Raw genomic sequence first — 14904 nt, 5'->3', positions numbered from 1 at the left:
CGTGAAGAAAAATACCTGCCCCGTCCGGGCGTCCTGCCACGCCCGGGGTGCCCTGCCGCTCAGGTGCGCCCTACCAGAACCTCAGGCGCCTACCAGATCCCAGGCGCCTGCCAGAACCTCAGCAGTCGCATGCCGAACTGGGGCCCCTCGCCGTGCATTCCCGAGAGCTCGTACAGCCAGTAGATGGCATCGAAGAAGACCCGGTTCACCGACGGGATCATGATCAGCGCGAACAGCGCCAGCATGCCGAACGGCTTGAACTGCTCGGCGGCGCGCTGGAACTTCGGGTCCAGATAGGGCTCGATCGCGGCGTAGCCGTCCAGTCCCGGAATCGGCAGCAGGTTCAGCACCGAGGCCATCACCTGCAACAGCGCCAGCGCAGCCACCGCCAACCAGAGGACGCCGTGCCCGTGGAACAGGTCCCCCTGCTTCAGCAACACCAGCAGGCCGGCCGCGAAGGCCACGTTGATCGCCGGGCCGGACAGCGACACCAGCGCCCGCTGGGCCTTGCTGCGGAACCGGTGCGGGTGCAGGTAGACCGCGCCGCCGGGCAGGCCGATGCCTCCGAGGGCGATGAACACCACCGGCAGCAGGATCGACAGCACCGGGTGGCTGTACTTCAAGGGGTTCAGGGTCAGATAGCCGCGCTCCTGGACCTCGTGGTCGCCGAAGCGCCAGGCCAGGTAGGCATGTGCGAACTCGTGCAGGCAGACGGTGGCCACCCAGCCGGCCACGACGAACACGAAGATGCCGAACCGTTCCGTCTGGGTGGGGCCGGTGGGCTCGGTGGCCTGCCAGGCCACGTAACCCCCGGCCGCGGCCAGCGCCAGCACCGCGAGAAAGACCGGGCTGGGCCGGACGCCGGCTCGCGGCGTTCGGCGAAACGGCAGGGTCATGCTGAGGGAGTCTAGGCACCCCGGCTTGGACCAGGCTGGGACTGCCGCGTGTCTGAGGGGACGGCGCCGCGCCCACAGGTAAAGTGTCGAACGCCCGTTCGATTGAGTGGTTCGACAAGACAGTTTCTGGAGTGAGGCGTTCTCATGCGGGTGCTCGGCGTGGACCCTGGCCTGACCAGGTGCGGCATCGGAGTGGTGCAGGGCAGCACCGGCCGGGCGCTGACGCTGGTGCACGTCGAGGTCGTCCGGACCCCGGCCACCGACCCGCTGGCGGCCCGGCTGCTGAGCCTGGCCGACGCGCTGGCCGCCGCCGTGGAGGAATACCGTCCTGACGTGGTGGTCGTGGAGCGGGTGTTCGCCCAGCAGAACGTCCGGACGGTGACCGGCACCGCGCAGGCGGCCGGCCTGGCGATGGTGGCCGCGGCCCGGCACGGCATCGCCGTGCACCTGCACACCCCGTCCGAGGTGAAGGCCGCGATCACCGGTTCGGGCACTGCGGACAAGGCGCAGGTCACCGCGATGGTGACCCGCATCCTCAAGCTGGACGTCGCCCCGACCCCGGCCGACGCGGCTGACGCCCTGGCGCTGGCGATCTGCCACCTCTGGCGCGGCACCGCCCAGGCCCGCCTGGACGCCGCCCTGACGCAGGCCAAGGCAGCCGCTCGCCGACCGGTCCGCGGCGGCGGGTCGGCGCCGCTGGGCCCGACGCCGCTGGGCTCGGCACCGATCGGGGTACGCCGATGATCGCCAGCGTGCACGGCCGGGTCGCCGCGCTGGGGCCGGACGGGGCCGTCGTCGAGGTGGGCGGCGTCGGGCTGGCCGTCTCGTGCTCGCCGGGCACGCTGGCCAGGCTGCGGGTGGGCGAGACCGCCCGACTCGCCACCAGCCTGGTGGTGCGGGAGGACTCGCTGACCCTGTACGGCTTCGCCGACGACGACGAGCGCGGCCTGTTCGAGCTGCTGCAGACCGCCAACGGGGTCGGTCCCAAGCTCGCGCAGACCATCCTCGGGGTCTACCCGCCACGCGAGGTCCGCCGGGCGATCGCCACCAGTGACCTCACCGCGCTGGTCAAGGTGCCCGGCATCGGGCGCAAGGGCGCGGAGAAGATCGTCATCGAGCTGCGAGACCGGATCGGCTCGATCACCGGCTCGGACGCCGGCTCCGCGCTGGCCGGTGTCACCGCGATCGCGCCGTGGAAGGACCAGGTGCTGCACGCCCTGGCCGGCCTGGGCTTCACCGGCAAGGAGGCCGCCGAGGCGATCGAGGAGGTGGCCGCCGGGTCCAGCGACAACCCCGAGGTCGCGGTCATCCTGCGCCGCGCCATCCAGCTGCTCGGCCGGACCCGATGAGCGCTTGCGCGAAGAGCGGCCCAGCCCGATGAGCGAGGATCGCGACGTCGTCTCGCCGTTTTCCGACGCCGATGAGACCGAGGTCGAGGCAAGCCTGCGACCCAGGCGGCTGGCCGAGTTCGTCGGCCAGCCGAAGGTCCGCGAGCAGCTGCAGGTGGTGCTGGAGAGCGCGCTGCGCCGTAGCCGGCCGCCCGATCACGTGCTGCTGTCCGGCCCGCCCGGCCTGGGCAAGACCAGCCTGGCCATGATCATCGCCGCTGAGCTCGGCGCGCCCTTCCGGCTGACCTCCGGGCCGGCGATCGAGCGGGCCGGTGACCTGGCCGCGCTGCTGACCAGCCTGGGCGAGGGCGAGGTGCTGTTCATCGACGAGATCCACCGGATCGCGCGGCCTGCCGAGGAACTGCTCTACATGGCGATGGAGGACTTCCGGGTCGACGTGATGGTCGGCAAGGGGCCGGGCGCGACCGCCATCCCGCTGGAGCTGGCGCCGTTCACGCTGGTCGGAGCCACCACCCGGGCCGGCCTGCTGACCGGGCCGCTGCGGGACCGGTTCGGCTTCACCGGGCACATGGACTTCTACGAGGTGCCGGAGCTGGAGCAGGTGCTGAGCAGGTCGGCCCGACTGCTGGAGGTCCGGCTCACCCCCGAGGGCGCGGCCGAGATCGCCAGCCGGTCCCGGGGGACGCCCCGGATCGCCAACCGGCTGCTGCGCCGGGTGCGCGACTTCGCCGAGGTGCGCGCCGACGGCCTGATCACGGCCGAGGTGGCGCACGCGGCGCTGCAGGTCTACGACGTGGACGAGCTGGGCCTGGACCGGTTGGACAAGGCCGTCCTGAACGCGCTGGTGCGTCGCTTCAACGGTGGCCCGGTCGGCGTGAGCACCCTGGCGGTCGCGGTCGGTGAGGAGATCGAGACCGTCCAGGAGGTCGCCGAGCCGTTCCTGGTCCGGGCCGGGCTGCTGGCCCGCACCCCGCGCGGCCGGGTCGCGACCGCGGCCGCCTGGCACCACCTGGGCCTGCGGCCTCCGGCCGGTCACGCCTCCGCGACACTTTTCGACGACCTGTGACGTTGGAGTGGGCAGACCCTGTCCGAATGCTGTCCTGAGCTCGCCTGAAGGGCAGCCGCGCCGGCCCACCACCGGCTCCACCTAGATGGGATTGACGCAGATGGAGATGTTTCCGCTGCTCCTGCTGACCCTGCTGCTGGTCGCCATGATCATGTACTCGCGCCGCAACAAGCAGCGGATGGCGACCGCGGACCGCCTTCGCCGGGAGCGGATCACCGCCGGCACCGACGTGATGACCACCTCTGGCCTGTACGGGACAGTGGTCTCGGTGAACCCCGACGACACCGTGTTGCTGTCCATCGCGCCCGGGGTCGAGGTGCGCTGGACGATCGCGGCGCTGCGCGAGGCGAGCGAGCTGCCCGAGCACTACCGCGAGCCGATCGCCGGAGACGGCGGCGGGCAGGTCAGCCTGACCAAGGACTCCGCGGACTCGGACCGCGGCCCTCGGCCGGACGGCGCCAGCCCGAGTTAGACCGGTTTGCCGGTCGTGGTGCGCAATCCACAAGACGATCGGTCATACTATCGGCCGAGTCCGCAACCGGGGAGAATACGGTGATCGGCTGAGGCGCCCGCACCCGTGAAGGGCATGCGAGCGTGTAATTACGAATGAGGAGATCAATTTCCGTGGCACCAACTGCCGGAACGCTGCGCGTCGGGCGTTATTTCGCAGTGCTCCTGGGTTTGTTCGTCGTCCTGTACGGCATCGTCTTCCTGCCCAATCACTCGCGCACCCCCAAGCTGGGACTGGACCTCGAGGGCGGCGCGCAGGTCATCCTGAAGGCGCAGACCGAGAACGGCAAGGCCCCCACCAAGGCCTCCATGGACCAGGCGCGCCAGATCATCTCCAACCGCGTCAACGGGTTGGGGGTCTCCTCGGCCGAGGTGGTCACCCAGGGCAATGACCGCATCGTGGTCTCGGTGCCCGGCGCCGGCGCCGACGACATCAAGGACGTCGGCGGCACCGCGCTGCTGCAGATGCGCCCGCTGCTGATGGAGCCGGTCTCGGCCGCGCCCGCGCCGTCGGGCTCCGGCTCGGCCACGCCGTCGGCCTCGGCCAGCACCTCTCCGTCCGGCAGCGCCGCACCGTCGGGCAGCAGCTCTCCGTCTGGCAGCGCCGCACCGTCGGGCACCGCCAAGCCCGCCGGGTCCGGCTCGGCCTCCACCTCGCCGTCACCGCGCGGCCGGATCGTGCCGAACGCCGCCGCTACCACCTCGCCGGCGCCCTCGGCCAGCCCGTCCGCGCCGTCGGCCAGCGGATCGGCCGCGCCGTCGCCGTCGGCCAGCGGATCGGCCGCGCCGTCGCCGTCCGGGTCGGGCAGCGCCGCCGTCGACCCGTCCGCGCCGGTCGACCAGTGGAAGCAGCTCGGCTTCACCCCGCCCACCACTCCGGCGGCCCTGGCCGCGATGCCCGCCGACCGGCAGGCCAAGCTCAAGGCCGCCATCGACGCCTGGCCGTGCAACGACACCACCAAGCCGCTGGACGTCCCCAGCAAGCCGATGATCACCTGCGACCAGGCCAACCAGACCAAGTACCTGCTCGGGCCGGTGATCGTGCCCGGCACCGAGGTCAAGACCGCCACCGCCCAGGCGCCCGGCACCAGCCCGGGCCAGTTCAGCTGGACGGTCAGCCTGGACCTCAAGCCCAAGGGCCAGGCCGCCTGGGCTGACTACACCTCCAAGCACAACGTCAAGGTCAGCCCCAACGACATCGGCAACCAGGTCGCCGACACCCTCGACACCAAGGTGATCGTCGCCTCCACCATCCAGGACACCATCGCCGGCACCACCGAGATCAGCGGCAACTTCAACGAGGCCTCGGCGACCAATCTGGCCAACTCGCTGAAGTACGGCGCGCTGCCGCTGAGCTTCGTCCAGCAGTCGGCCACCTCGGTCTCGCCGACGCTGGGCATCGAGCAGATGAAGGCCGGCCTGCTCGCGGGTGGCATCGGGCTGTTCCTGGTGGTGATCTACTCGCTGCTGTACTACCGGGCGCTGGGGCTGGTGACGGTCGTCTCGCTGGCGGTCTCCGGTGGCCTGACCTACGCGATGCTGGTGATCCTGGGCGAGCAGATCGGGTTCACGCTCACCCTGGCCGGTATCGCCGGTTTCATCGTCGCCGTCGGTATCACCGCCGACTCGTTCGTGGTCTTCTTCGAACGAATAAAGGACGAGGTGCACGAAGGCCGGACCATGCGGGTCGCCATCCCGAGAGCCTGGGAACGGTCCCGGCGCACCATCCTGTCGGCCGACACGGTCTCCTTCCTGGCCGCCGCGACGCTCTACTACTTCGCGGCCGGTGAGGTGAAGGGCTTCGCGTTCACCCTCGGCCTGTCCACGGTGATCGACCTGATCGTGGTGTTCCTGTTCACCCACCCGCTGGTGTCGCTGTTCTCCCGCAGCAAGGCGTTCGGCTCGGCCCGGTTCACCGGGCTGGACCAGGCGCGCGCCGGCGGCATCGTCACCCGCACCCTTCCCGAGCCCGAACTCGCCACCGCCGGAGTGGGCGCGGGCATGGCCGCGCCCGCGATGAGCTCAGGGGCGATGAGCTCGGGCTCGGTTCCGTTGACCAAGGCCAAGGGCGGCGGTGGTCAGCGAACCAGCGAGCCCGTGCACACCGCCACCGCGATGGACGCCGGGGACCGGCCACCGGCCGGCTCCGCCACCCGGGCCGCCACCACCAAGCCGACAGTGACCACCGGCGCGGCGACCCCGATCACCGGCGCCACCGCGGCCGAGCGCGCCGCGGCCCGCCGGGGCCTGCGACGACAAACCGATGACCAGAGCGGACGGGACGACAGCTGATGGGCATCCTCACTCGGCTCTACCGGGGCGAGACCAACTTCGAATTCATCGGCACCCGCAAGCGGTGGTACCTCGCCTCGCTGGTGCTGCTCGTCCTCTGTGTACTGAGCATGGTCGTCCGCGGCTTCAATGTCGGGATCGACTTCAAGGGCGGCACCCAGTTCCAGATCCAGGCCGCCAACACCTCGCTCACCACGACGCAGGTCGAGCAGGCACTGGAGGAGACCGGCCACCCGTCCGAGAGCGCGGCGCAACAGGTGGGCTCCGGCGCCACCCGGCAGATCGTGATCAAGACCGCCGAGCTGGGCATTGACGAGCAGGTCAAAACCCAGCAGGAACTGGCTTCGACGCTCAAGATCGATCCCGACAGCATCTCGGTTGACTCGGTGTCCTCCAGCTGGGGCGGTGAGATCACCAAGAAGGCCATCCAGGGACTGCTGGTCTTCCTGGTGGTGGTGTTCGCCTACATCGCGTTGCGCTTCGATGTGAAGATGGCGGTGGGGGCCATGGTGGCCCTGCTGCACGACCTGGTCGTGACGGCCGGCATCTACTCCCTCGTCGGCTTCGAGCTGACCCCGTCCACCATCGTCGGACTGCTGACCATCCTCGGCTTCTCGCTGTATGACACCGTGGTGGTCTTCGACAAGGTCGCCGAGAACACCAGAGGCCTGCTGGCGACCGCGCGCGAGACCTATGCCACGGCCGCCAACCGCGCGGTGAACCAGACCCTGATGCGCTCGGTCAACACCTCGGTGATCTCGCTGCTGCCGGTGGGCGGGCTGCTGTTCGTCGGCGCCGGCATGCTCGGGGTCGGCACCATCAAGGACCTCGCGCTGATCCTGTTCATCGGATTGTCGGTCGGGATGTACTCCTCGCTGTTCCTGGCCACGCCGGTGGTGGTCGACCTCGTGGAGCGGGAACCGGAGCACCAGCTGCTGGCCAAGCGGATCGAGGCCAAGCGGGCCTCGGCCCGGGCGGCCGAGCTGTCGATGGTCGGCGCTCCCGCTCCGGTGATCCGGCGGGGCTCACCCGCGCCGGCTCCCAAGCCCGGCGCCCGACCGGCTAGCCGGCCCGCCCGCAAGCGTCCGTGACCCAGCCGGCCGGCACTCGACCGGCGATCAGCGAGATCATCGCCAGCCGGCTGCGGGACGTGCAGGACTTTCCCCAGCCCGGCGTGCTCTTCAAGGACATCATGCCGTTGCTGGCCGACGCGGCGGCGTTCGGCGCGTGCATCGATGAGTTGGCTGAGCTTCCCGCGGCCTACGAGGCCGACCTGATCGCCGGGGTCGAGGCCCGGGGCTTCGTGGTGGCCGCGGCGCTGGCCCGCGCTGTCGACGCGGGCGTGGTTCCGGTCCGCAAGGCCGGCAAGCTGCCGCCGCCGACGGTCAGCGCCCGCTACGAGCTCGAGTACGGCAGCGCCGAGATCGAGGTGCCGGTGGGCGTGCTGGAAGGCAAGCGGGTCTACGTGGTGGACGACGTGCTGGCCACCGGCGGCACGCTGGCGGCCTCGTTGGAGCTGCTGTCCCGGGCCGGCGCGACCGTCACCGGCGTGGGGGTGCTCATCGAGCTGGAGTTCCTGGCCGGCCGGGCCAGGCTGGCCGGCCACGAGCTGACAGCGCTGCTGCGGCTCTGACGCCTCGCAGCTTCGGCACAGCCCTGTCGTGGCTGACCCTCGGTAGCCTGGGGCACCCTGCATAACTTTTGCAGGGCCGGACCCGGTCAGCATTCGGGCTCGAACGGGCCTAGACTGGATCTCGTAACGATTCGGGTCCAGCCATGGAGGTTTTCCTGACCACCGAGGCGCCAGATTCGGGGGCCGCCGGCGACACGGCGGCCGGTGCTGCCCTGCCCGCTGCGCCGCAAGGCACAGCCGCCTCCCTCGCCGGCAGCAGGACCGGCGCGCGCGGCACCGCGCCGGCGTGGACCCCGAGCGCGGTGACCTCCTCGGCCAAGGCCGACCCGGCAGCCCCAGCCATGGCCGACCCCGCGGTGACCAACCCGTCCGCTGGTAGCGCTCGGACCACCCACCGGGCCGGCACGGCGGCCGTCAGCAAGGACGGAGCGGCGGCCAGGACGGCGCCACGGCCAGCGGCGCATCGTGCACCGGTGGTCCCGCCGGCGGCCACCGCGGCAACCACCACCGCGCCGGCGGAAAGCGCCACCGCGCCGGCCGCCACCCCGCCGGCCGCTAGCCCGCCGCCGCCCACCCCACCGCCGCCCGCCACCGCGCCGGCCACTCATCCGATGGTCACCGAACCCGTCGCCGCGTCGCCGACCGAGGTGGCCAACGGCGCCCATCGCCGCCGGGTGCGTGACCGGATCGCCCGCCGGCTGGTCACCACACCCCGCCAGAGCGCGGTCAGGCCGGTGCTGGAGCCGTTGCTGGCGGTGCACCGGGCCGCCCATCCCAAGGTCGACGCCAAGCTGCTGCAGCGGGGTTATGACCTGGCCGAGGAATGCCACCGCGGTCAGCTGCGCAAGTCCGGGGATCCCTACATCACCCACCCGCTGGCGGTGGCCACCATCCTGGCCGAGCTGGGCATGGACACCATCACCCTGGTGGCGGCGCTGCTGCACGACACCGTCGAGGACACCGGGATGACGATCCCGGCGCTGACCGTGGAGTTCGGCGCCGAGGTGGCGCACCTGGTCGAGGGCGTCACCAAGCTGGACAAGGTCAAGTACGGCGAGGCGGCCGAGGCCGAGACGATCCGCAAGATGATCGTGGCGATGGCGCGTGACCCCCGGGTGCTGGTGATCAAGCTGGCCGACCGGCTGCACAACATGCGCACCCTGCGGTTCCTGCCGCCGGCCAAGCAGGAGCGCAAGGCCCGCGAGACGCTGGAGGTGCTCGCCCCGCTGGCGCACCGGCTCGGTATGAACACCGTCAAGTGGGAGCTGGAAGACCTGGCCTTCGCCACCCTGTACCCCAAGCGCTACGACGAGATCGTCCGGTTGGTCGCCGACCGGGCGCCGCAGCGCGACGTCTATCTCAACGACGTGATCGAGCGGGTCAACGGCGACCTGAAGACCGGCGGCATCAAGGCTCACGTCTACGGCCGTCCCAAGCACTACTACTCGATCTACCAGAAGATGATCGTGCGCGGCCGGGAGTTCACCGACATCTACGACCTGGTCGGCATCCGGGTCCTGGTCGAGTCCGAACGTGACTGCTACGGCGCCCTCGGGGTGATCCACGCGAACTGGCAACCGGTGCCGGGCCGGTTCAAGGACTTCATCGCCATGCCGAAGTTCAACATGTACCAGTCGCTGCACACCACGGTCATCGGCCCCGGCGGCAAGCCGGTCGAGCTGCAGATCCGCACCCACGCCATGCACCGGACCGCCGAGTTCGGGATCGCGGCGCACTGGAAGTACAAGGAAGTCGGCCTGGCCACCGCCACCCCGGCCGCCGTCAGCGATGAGATGGTCTGGCTGCGCCAGCTGCTGGACTGGCAGCGCGAGGCCCAGGAGCCCGGTGAGTTCCTCGACACCCTGCGCTTTGACCTCGGGACCGGCGAGGTCTACGTCTTCACCCCCAAGGGAGACGTCTTCGGGTTGCCGGCCGGCTCCACGCCGGTCGACTTCGCCTACGCGGTGCACACCGATGTCGGCCACCGCTGCATCGGCGCCCGGGTGAACGGCAAGCTGGTGGCGCTGGAGACCAAGCTCGACCACGGCGACACCATCGAGATCTTCACCTCCAAGTCCGAGACCGCCGGGCCGTCCCGGGACTGGCTGGCCTTCGTCGCCTCGCCGCGCGCCAAGACCAAGATCCGGCAGTGGTTCGCCAAGGAACGCCGCGAGGACGCGGTGGAGGCCGGCAAGACCGCGCTGACCCGGGCGATGCGCAAGTCCTCGCTGCCGATGCAGCGGCTGCTGGGCGGTGACCAGCTGGTCACCATCGCCCGCGACATGCACCTGACCGACGTGACGGCGCTCTACGTGGCCATCGGCGAGGGGCACGTCTCGGCCCAGTCGATCGTGCAGAAGCTGGTCGCCTCGCTCGGCGGGGTCGAAGGCGCCACCGAGGACCTGGCCGAGACCGCCATCCCGATGCAGAGCGCTCCCAAGACGACCACGCCGCGGCGTTCCGGCGGCGACGCGGGCGTGATGGTGTCGGGGATGTCCGACGTCTGGGTGAAGCTGGCGCGCTGCTGCACCCCGGTGCCCGGCGATGACATCCTCGGCTTCATCACCCGCGGCGGCGGCGTGTCGGTGCACCGGCGCAGCTGCACCAACGCCGGGTCACTGGAGGAGCAGAAGGACCGGCTGGTCGACGTCGAGTGGGCGCCGTCGGCGGACTCGGTCTTCGTCGTCTCGATCCAGGTCGAGGCGCTGGACCGGCACCGGCTGCTCTCCGACGTCTCCCGGGTGCTGTCCGACGAGCGGGTGAACATCCTGTCCGCCTCGGTGACCACCAACCGGGACCGGGTGGCGGTGTCGCGGTTCACCTTCGAGCTGGCCGAGGCCAAGCACCTTGCCAACCTGCTGCGCACGGTGCGCGGCGTCGAGGGCGTCTACGACGTCTACCGGGTGCACGCGGCCAACTGACGCCCAACCGGCCGACCGAGCCGCCCACTCACTGGACGGCCTCGGTGCGGAGCTTCCCGGGTCAGGCCTTCAACGTCACCGTCTTGAAGAACAGCGGGATGTTCGGCCTGCCGCCGCCGGCCTGGTTGGAGCCGTCGTCACCGCCGGTGGCCACCTTCTTCAGGATGTCCAGGCCGGCGCTCACCCGTCCGATCACGCTGTAGTTCTTGCCCAGCGCGCCGTTGCTGTCCTTGGTGATGAAGAAGAACTGGCTGCCGTTGGTGTTCGGCCCGGCGTTGGCCATCGCCAGGGTGCCCTCGCTGTAGGTGACCTTGGTGAGGTTCTCGTCCTTGGTGGTGTAGGTCGGCCCGCCCGAGGTGGTGCCGGACGGGTCACCGCACTGCACCACGAAGATCCCGGAGTTCACCGAGCGGGGGCAGGCGGTGTTGTCGTAGTACTTCTTGCTGATCAGGTACTTGATGCTCTGCACGTTGCAGGGCGCCGAGGCGCCGTCCAGGGTCACCGTGATCGGCCCCTGGTTGGTGTTGAACACCGCGGTCGACTTGCCGGTCGGGGTGGGCGCCGGGTCCGGTGGCAGGCCCACGTCGAAGAGGTTGCCGGCGGTCAGCTTGGCGGCGTCCTCGGCGTACTTGCACGGGCCGTCGGTCTTCTTCGCCGCCCGGGCCGCGATCGGGCTGGGCTTGCGGCTGGGCAGCGGCGCGGCGGTCGAACTCGGCGAGGCGCTGGCTGACGGCGAGGTGCTGGCCGCCGGGTCGGCGGTGTTGTCCTTGTTCTCATCCGAGAGCATCACCACGGTGGTGATCACCACCGCGAACAGCACCAGGACGCCGACCACGGTGCCGATCAGGTTCATCTTGCGACGGCGCACATCCCGTTGCTGCCGGCGGACCAACTGGCGCTCGAGGTGACGCCGGGCCTGCTCGCGACGCTGCTTGCTGTTGGGCACTGATGGTCCTCCTGGTGGGGCGCAGCTGGTTCTGCGTCCGGTTGGTGCGGCAACTCCGGGCGAATTGTAGAGAACCTGTTGAGTAGCTGCCTGTGGACCCGCTCAGAGCGGACGCTCACTCTCGGCAGCGGGTCAGGACAGCGGCGTCGGCACAGGGCCGCCAACCGGCCTGGGTAGGCTCGGCGAGGGGCCTGAGCCGGGCCGTCGCCTTCGAAAGATGCCGGAGAGCTAGCTGTGCTGATTGAGGGCTTCCCAGCCCAGGTGGCCGGGACGAACTGCTTCGTGGTCGCACCCGGGCCGGGCGAGCAGTGCGTGATCATCGACCCCGGGGTGGGCGTCACCGGCGAACTGGACGAGATCATCAAGGAGCACCGGCTGCACCCGGTGGCGGTGCTGCTCACCCACGGGCACCTGGACCACACCTTCTCGGTGCTGCCGGTCTGCCAGGCGCGCGAGGTGCCGGCCTACATCCATCCCGAGGACCGCTCGGCGCTGGCCGACCCGTGGACCAACCTCGGGCTGCGTCCCGGTGAGCCGATCTACGGGGGCACCGGGCTGACCTTCGCCGAGCCCGACGACGTCCGGGAGCTCGCTGACGACACCCGCCTGGAGCTGGCCGGCCTGGGCCTGGTGGTGCGGCACGCGCCCGGGCACACCCGTGGCTCGGTGGTGTTCAGCCTCGACCTGACCGGCGAGCCCGCCATCGGGATCAGCGACGTGCTGTTCTCCGGTGACGTGCTGTTCGCCGGCTCGATCGGGCGTACCGACCTGCCCGGCGGCTCGATGGACGAGATGTGGCAGTCGCTGCGCACGGTGATCCTGCCGATGGCCGATGAGGTAATCGTTTGTCCCGGCCACGGCCCGCAGACGACGATAGGCCGCGAACGGCTGACCAACCCCTTTCTGAGGACCCTGATGTGACTGTCGCCAGGCCCACCCCGCTGAGCGGGTTTCCCGAGCTGCTGCCCGCCGAGCGGTTCGTCGAGCTGCGGGTGCTCGACAGCTTGCGGGCCTGCTTCGAGCTGCACGGCTTCGCGCCGGTCGAGACCCGTGCCGCCGAGCCGCTGGAGCAGCTGCTGCGCAAGGGCGAGATCGACAAGGAGGTCTACCTGCTGCGCCGCCTGCAGGCCAAGGACGAGCCGGCCGAGCCCGGCGCCGACGGCACCGCCGACGCCTCGACGCTGGGCCTGCACTTCGACCTGACCGTGCCGTTCGCTCGCTACGTCCTGGAGAACTCCGGCAAGCTGGAGTTCCCGTTCCGGCGCTACCAGATCCAGAAGGTGTGGCGTGGTGAGCGGCCGCAGGAAGGCCGCTACCGCGAGTTCACCCAGGCCGACATCGACGTGGTGGCCCGTGACGTGCTGCCGTTCCATCACGATGTCGAGGTGGCCCGGGTGATGGCCGAGGCGCTGTCGGCGCTGCCGGTGCCGGCGCTCAAGCTCCAGGTCAACAACCGCAAGCTGATCGAGGGCTACTACCTGACCATCGGAATCACCGATACGCAAGCGGTGATGCGGGTGATCGACAAGATCGACAAGGTGCCGGCAGATGTCCTGCGCACGATGCTCGTCGGTGAGGCCGGCATTACTGACGAGCAGTCAGAGCTGGCCATCAGGTTCGCCTCGATCACCACCGGCGACGGTGAACAGCTCGGCTTCGGCATCGCCGAACTGGTTCCGGCAGCCGAATGGCATCCCTTGCTCGGTGAAGGGGTGGCCGAGCTGAAAACGGTGGTCGGTGGTTGTGCCACGCTCAACAGCGATCGGTTCAGCGTCGTCGCCGACTTGAGCATCGCCCGCGGCCTGGACTACTACACCGGCACGGTGTTCGAGACCCGGATGGCCGGCTTCGAGAGCCTGGGCTCGATCTGCTCGGGCGGGCGCTATGACTCCCTGGCCAGTGACGGCCGCACCAGCTACCCCGGCGTCGGCATCTCACTCGGCGTCACCCGGATGCTGGTGCCGCTGTTCAACCGCAAGAAGCTGACCGCCAGCCGGTCGGTGCCCTCGGCGGTGCTGGTGCTGCTGCCGGATGAGCACTCGCGGGCCGACTCCGACGCCATCGCCGGCCGGCTGCGGGCCAACGGCATCGCCACCGAGGTGGCGCCGCTCGCGCAGCGCTACGGCAAGCAGATCCGCTACGCCGAGCGTCGCGGCATCCCGTTCGTCTGGTTCCCGGCCGGGCCGGAGAATCCGCACGAGGTCAAGGACATCCGCACCGGCGCCCAGGAGCCGGCCGATCCGGCGACCTGGCGGCCGCCCGCGGAGGATCTGCGCCCGCAGGTGGTGCGGCCCGAGGCCTGAGCCCGGACGCTCCGGTCCTACCCGCGTGAAAGACTTCCCTTCTACGAATCGAGAGGAACCGCTGTGCTGCGCACGCATCAGGCCGGGACGCTGAGGGCGACCCAGGCAGGCGAGTCCGTCACCCTCACCGGTTGGGTGGCCAGCCGTCGCGATCACGGCGGCGTCGCCTTCATCGACCTGCGCGACGCCTCCGGAATCGTCCAGGTCGTGCTGCGCGACGACGAGAGCGCCCACAACCTGCGCAACGAGTGGTGCATCCAGGTCACCGGCGCGGTCCGCGAGCGGCTGGAGGGGCGGGTCAACCCCAACATCGCCACCGGCGAGATCGAGGTCGTCGCCGACAAGCTCGAGGTGCTCAGCGAGGCCGCGGTGCTGCCGTTCCAGATCGACGAGCACACCGAGGTCGGCGAGGAGGCCCGACTGAAGTACCGCTATTTGGATTTGAGACGCCCTGAGCCGTCTGCTGCGATCCGGTTGCGCAGCAAGGTCAACCGGGCGGCCCGCGAGGTGCTCTACCGGCACGACTTCGTCGAGATCGAGACGCCGACGCTGACCCGCTCGACCCCCGAGGGCGCCCGCGACTTCCTGGTGCCGGCCCGGCTGCAGCCCGGTTCCTGGTACGCGTTGCCGCAGTCGCCGCAGCTGTTCAAGCAGCTGCTGATGGTGGCCGGCATGGAGCGCTACTTCCAGATCGCGCGCTGCTACCGCGACGAGGACTTCCGCGCCGACCGGCAGCCGGAGTTCACCCAGCTCGACATCGAGATGAGCTTCGTCGACCAGGACGACGTGATCGAGCTGGGCGAGACGGTCACGGCGGCGCTGTGGTCGGCGCTGGCCGGGTACGAGATCCCGCGGCCGATCCCGCGGCTCACCTACGCCGACGCGATGGCCCGCTACGGGTCGGACAAGCCCGACCTGCGGTTCGGGGTGGAGCTCACCGACCTCACCGACTACTTCTCCGACACGTCCTTCCGGGTCTTCCAGGCCC

13 protein-coding genes are annotated in these 14904 nt (G+C 70.3%); 11 read left to right on the top strand and 2 right to left on the bottom strand.

What is annotated here, in order from left to right:
- Window positions 1-89: 89 nt before the first annotated feature.
- Window positions 90-896 (bottom strand): site-2 protease family protein, encoded by an 807-nt coding sequence (locus VF557_17740; GenBank protein HEX8082058.1) that lies wholly within the window; start codon window positions 894-896, stop codon window positions 90-92.
- A gap of 144 nt (window positions 897-1040) precedes the next feature.
- Here VF557_17740 and ruvC point away from each other — a divergent pair, with 144 nt between their 5' ends.
- From ruvC to VF557_17700, 8 genes are all read left to right on the top strand, one after another.
- Window positions 1041-1640 carry a crossover junction endodeoxyribonuclease RuvC gene (gene ruvC, locus VF557_17735; protein ID HEX8082057.1) on the top strand — a complete coding sequence of 200 codons (600 nt, stop codon included), beginning with the start codon at window positions 1041-1043 and terminating at the stop codon, window positions 1638-1640.
- On the top strand, window positions 1637-2245 hold the full coding sequence (gene ruvA, locus VF557_17730; GenBank protein HEX8082056.1) for a Holliday junction branch migration protein RuvA: 609 nt from the start codon (window positions 1637-1639) through the stop codon (window positions 2243-2245). Before ruvC ends, ruvA begins: the two co-directional genes overlap by 4 nt.
- Before the next feature lie 28 nt (window positions 2246-2273).
- Window positions 2274-3311, top strand: a complete 1038-nt coding sequence (ruvB, locus tag VF557_17725; GenBank protein HEX8082055.1) for a Holliday junction branch migration DNA helicase RuvB — start codon at window positions 2274-2276, stop codon at window positions 3309-3311.
- A 100-nt stretch (window positions 3312-3411) separates the two neighbouring features.
- Window positions 3412-3783, top strand: a complete 372-nt coding sequence (locus VF557_17720) for a preprotein translocase subunit YajC (GenBank protein ID HEX8082054.1) — start codon at window positions 3412-3414, stop codon at window positions 3781-3783.
- A gap of 152 nt (window positions 3784-3935) precedes the next feature.
- Window positions 3936-6113 (top strand): protein translocase subunit SecD, encoded by a 2178-nt coding sequence (secD, locus tag VF557_17715; GenBank protein HEX8082053.1) that lies wholly within the window; start codon window positions 3936-3938, stop codon window positions 6111-6113.
- Window positions 6113-7204, top strand: coding sequence for a protein translocase subunit SecF (gene secF, locus VF557_17710; protein ID HEX8082052.1), 1092 nt, complete (start codon window positions 6113-6115; stop codon window positions 7202-7204). Before secD ends, secF begins: the two co-directional genes overlap by 1 nt.
- Window positions 7201-7746: an adenine phosphoribosyltransferase gene (locus VF557_17705; protein HEX8082051.1), complete on the top strand. Its 546-nt coding sequence runs from the start codon at window positions 7201-7203 to the stop codon at window positions 7744-7746. Before secF ends, VF557_17705 begins: the two co-directional genes overlap by 4 nt.
- 143 nt (window positions 7747-7889) lie before the next feature.
- Window positions 7890-10667, top strand: coding sequence for a bifunctional (p)ppGpp synthetase/guanosine-3',5'-bis(diphosphate) 3'-pyrophosphohydrolase (locus tag VF557_17700; GenBank protein ID HEX8082050.1), 2778 nt, complete (start codon window positions 7890-7892; stop codon window positions 10665-10667).
- 61 nt (window positions 10668-10728) lie between these two features.
- Here VF557_17700 and VF557_17695 read toward each other — a convergent pair whose 3' ends face one another.
- Window positions 10729-11613 (bottom strand): peptidylprolyl isomerase, encoded by an 885-nt coding sequence (locus tag VF557_17695; GenBank protein ID HEX8082049.1) that lies wholly within the window; start codon window positions 11611-11613, stop codon window positions 10729-10731.
- 234 nt (window positions 11614-11847) lie between these two features.
- Here VF557_17695 and VF557_17690 point away from each other — a divergent pair, with 234 nt between their 5' ends.
- The 3 genes from VF557_17690 to aspS all read left to right on the top strand — a co-directional run.
- Window positions 11848-12534, top strand: coding sequence for an MBL fold metallo-hydrolase (locus VF557_17690; protein HEX8082048.1), 687 nt, complete (start codon window positions 11848-11850; stop codon window positions 12532-12534).
- Window positions 12531-13916: a histidine--tRNA ligase gene (gene hisS / locus VF557_17685; GenBank protein HEX8082047.1), complete on the top strand. Its 1386-nt coding sequence runs from the start codon at window positions 12531-12533 to the stop codon at window positions 13914-13916. Before VF557_17690 ends, hisS begins: the two co-directional genes overlap by 4 nt.
- Before the next feature lie 63 nt (window positions 13917-13979).
- Window positions 13980-14904, top strand: a 925-nt coding sequence (aspS, locus tag VF557_17680) for an aspartate--tRNA ligase (protein HEX8082046.1), incomplete at its 3' end; no start/stop codon positions are given.

This window comes from Jatrophihabitans sp. (genome assembly GCA_036389035.1).
Taxonomy (GTDB): domain Bacteria; phylum Actinomycetota; class Actinomycetes; order Mycobacteriales; family Jatrophihabitantaceae; genus Jatrophihabitans_A.
This window is presented reverse-complemented; position numbering and strand designations above follow the sequence as displayed.

Excerpts from the sequence above, each read along its gene's own strand:
- ruvA (HEX8082056.1), top strand. The coding sequence starts at position 1,637 with ATGATCGCCAGCGTGCACGGCCGGGTCGCCGCGCTGGGGCCGGACGGG.
- ruvB (HEX8082055.1), top strand. The coding sequence starts at position 2,274 with ATGAGCGAGGATCGCGACGTCGTCTCGCCGTTTTCCGACGCCGATGAG.
- VF557_17700 (HEX8082050.1), top strand. The coding sequence starts at position 7,890 with ATGGAGGTTTTCCTGACCACCGAGGCGCCAGATTCGGGGGCCGCCGGC.
- secF (HEX8082052.1), top strand. The coding sequence starts at position 6,113 with ATGGGCATCCTCACTCGGCTCTACCGGGGCGAGACCAACTTCGAATTC.
- ruvC (HEX8082057.1), top strand. The coding sequence starts at position 1,041 with ATGCGGGTGCTCGGCGTGGACCCTGGCCTGACCAGGTGCGGCATCGGA.
- VF557_17740 (HEX8082058.1), bottom strand. The coding sequence starts at position 896 with ATGACCCTGCCGTTTCGCCGAACGCCGCGAGCCGGCGTCCGGCCCAGC.
- VF557_17720 (HEX8082054.1), top strand. The coding sequence starts at position 3,412 with ATGGAGATGTTTCCGCTGCTCCTGCTGACCCTGCTGCTGGTCGCCATG.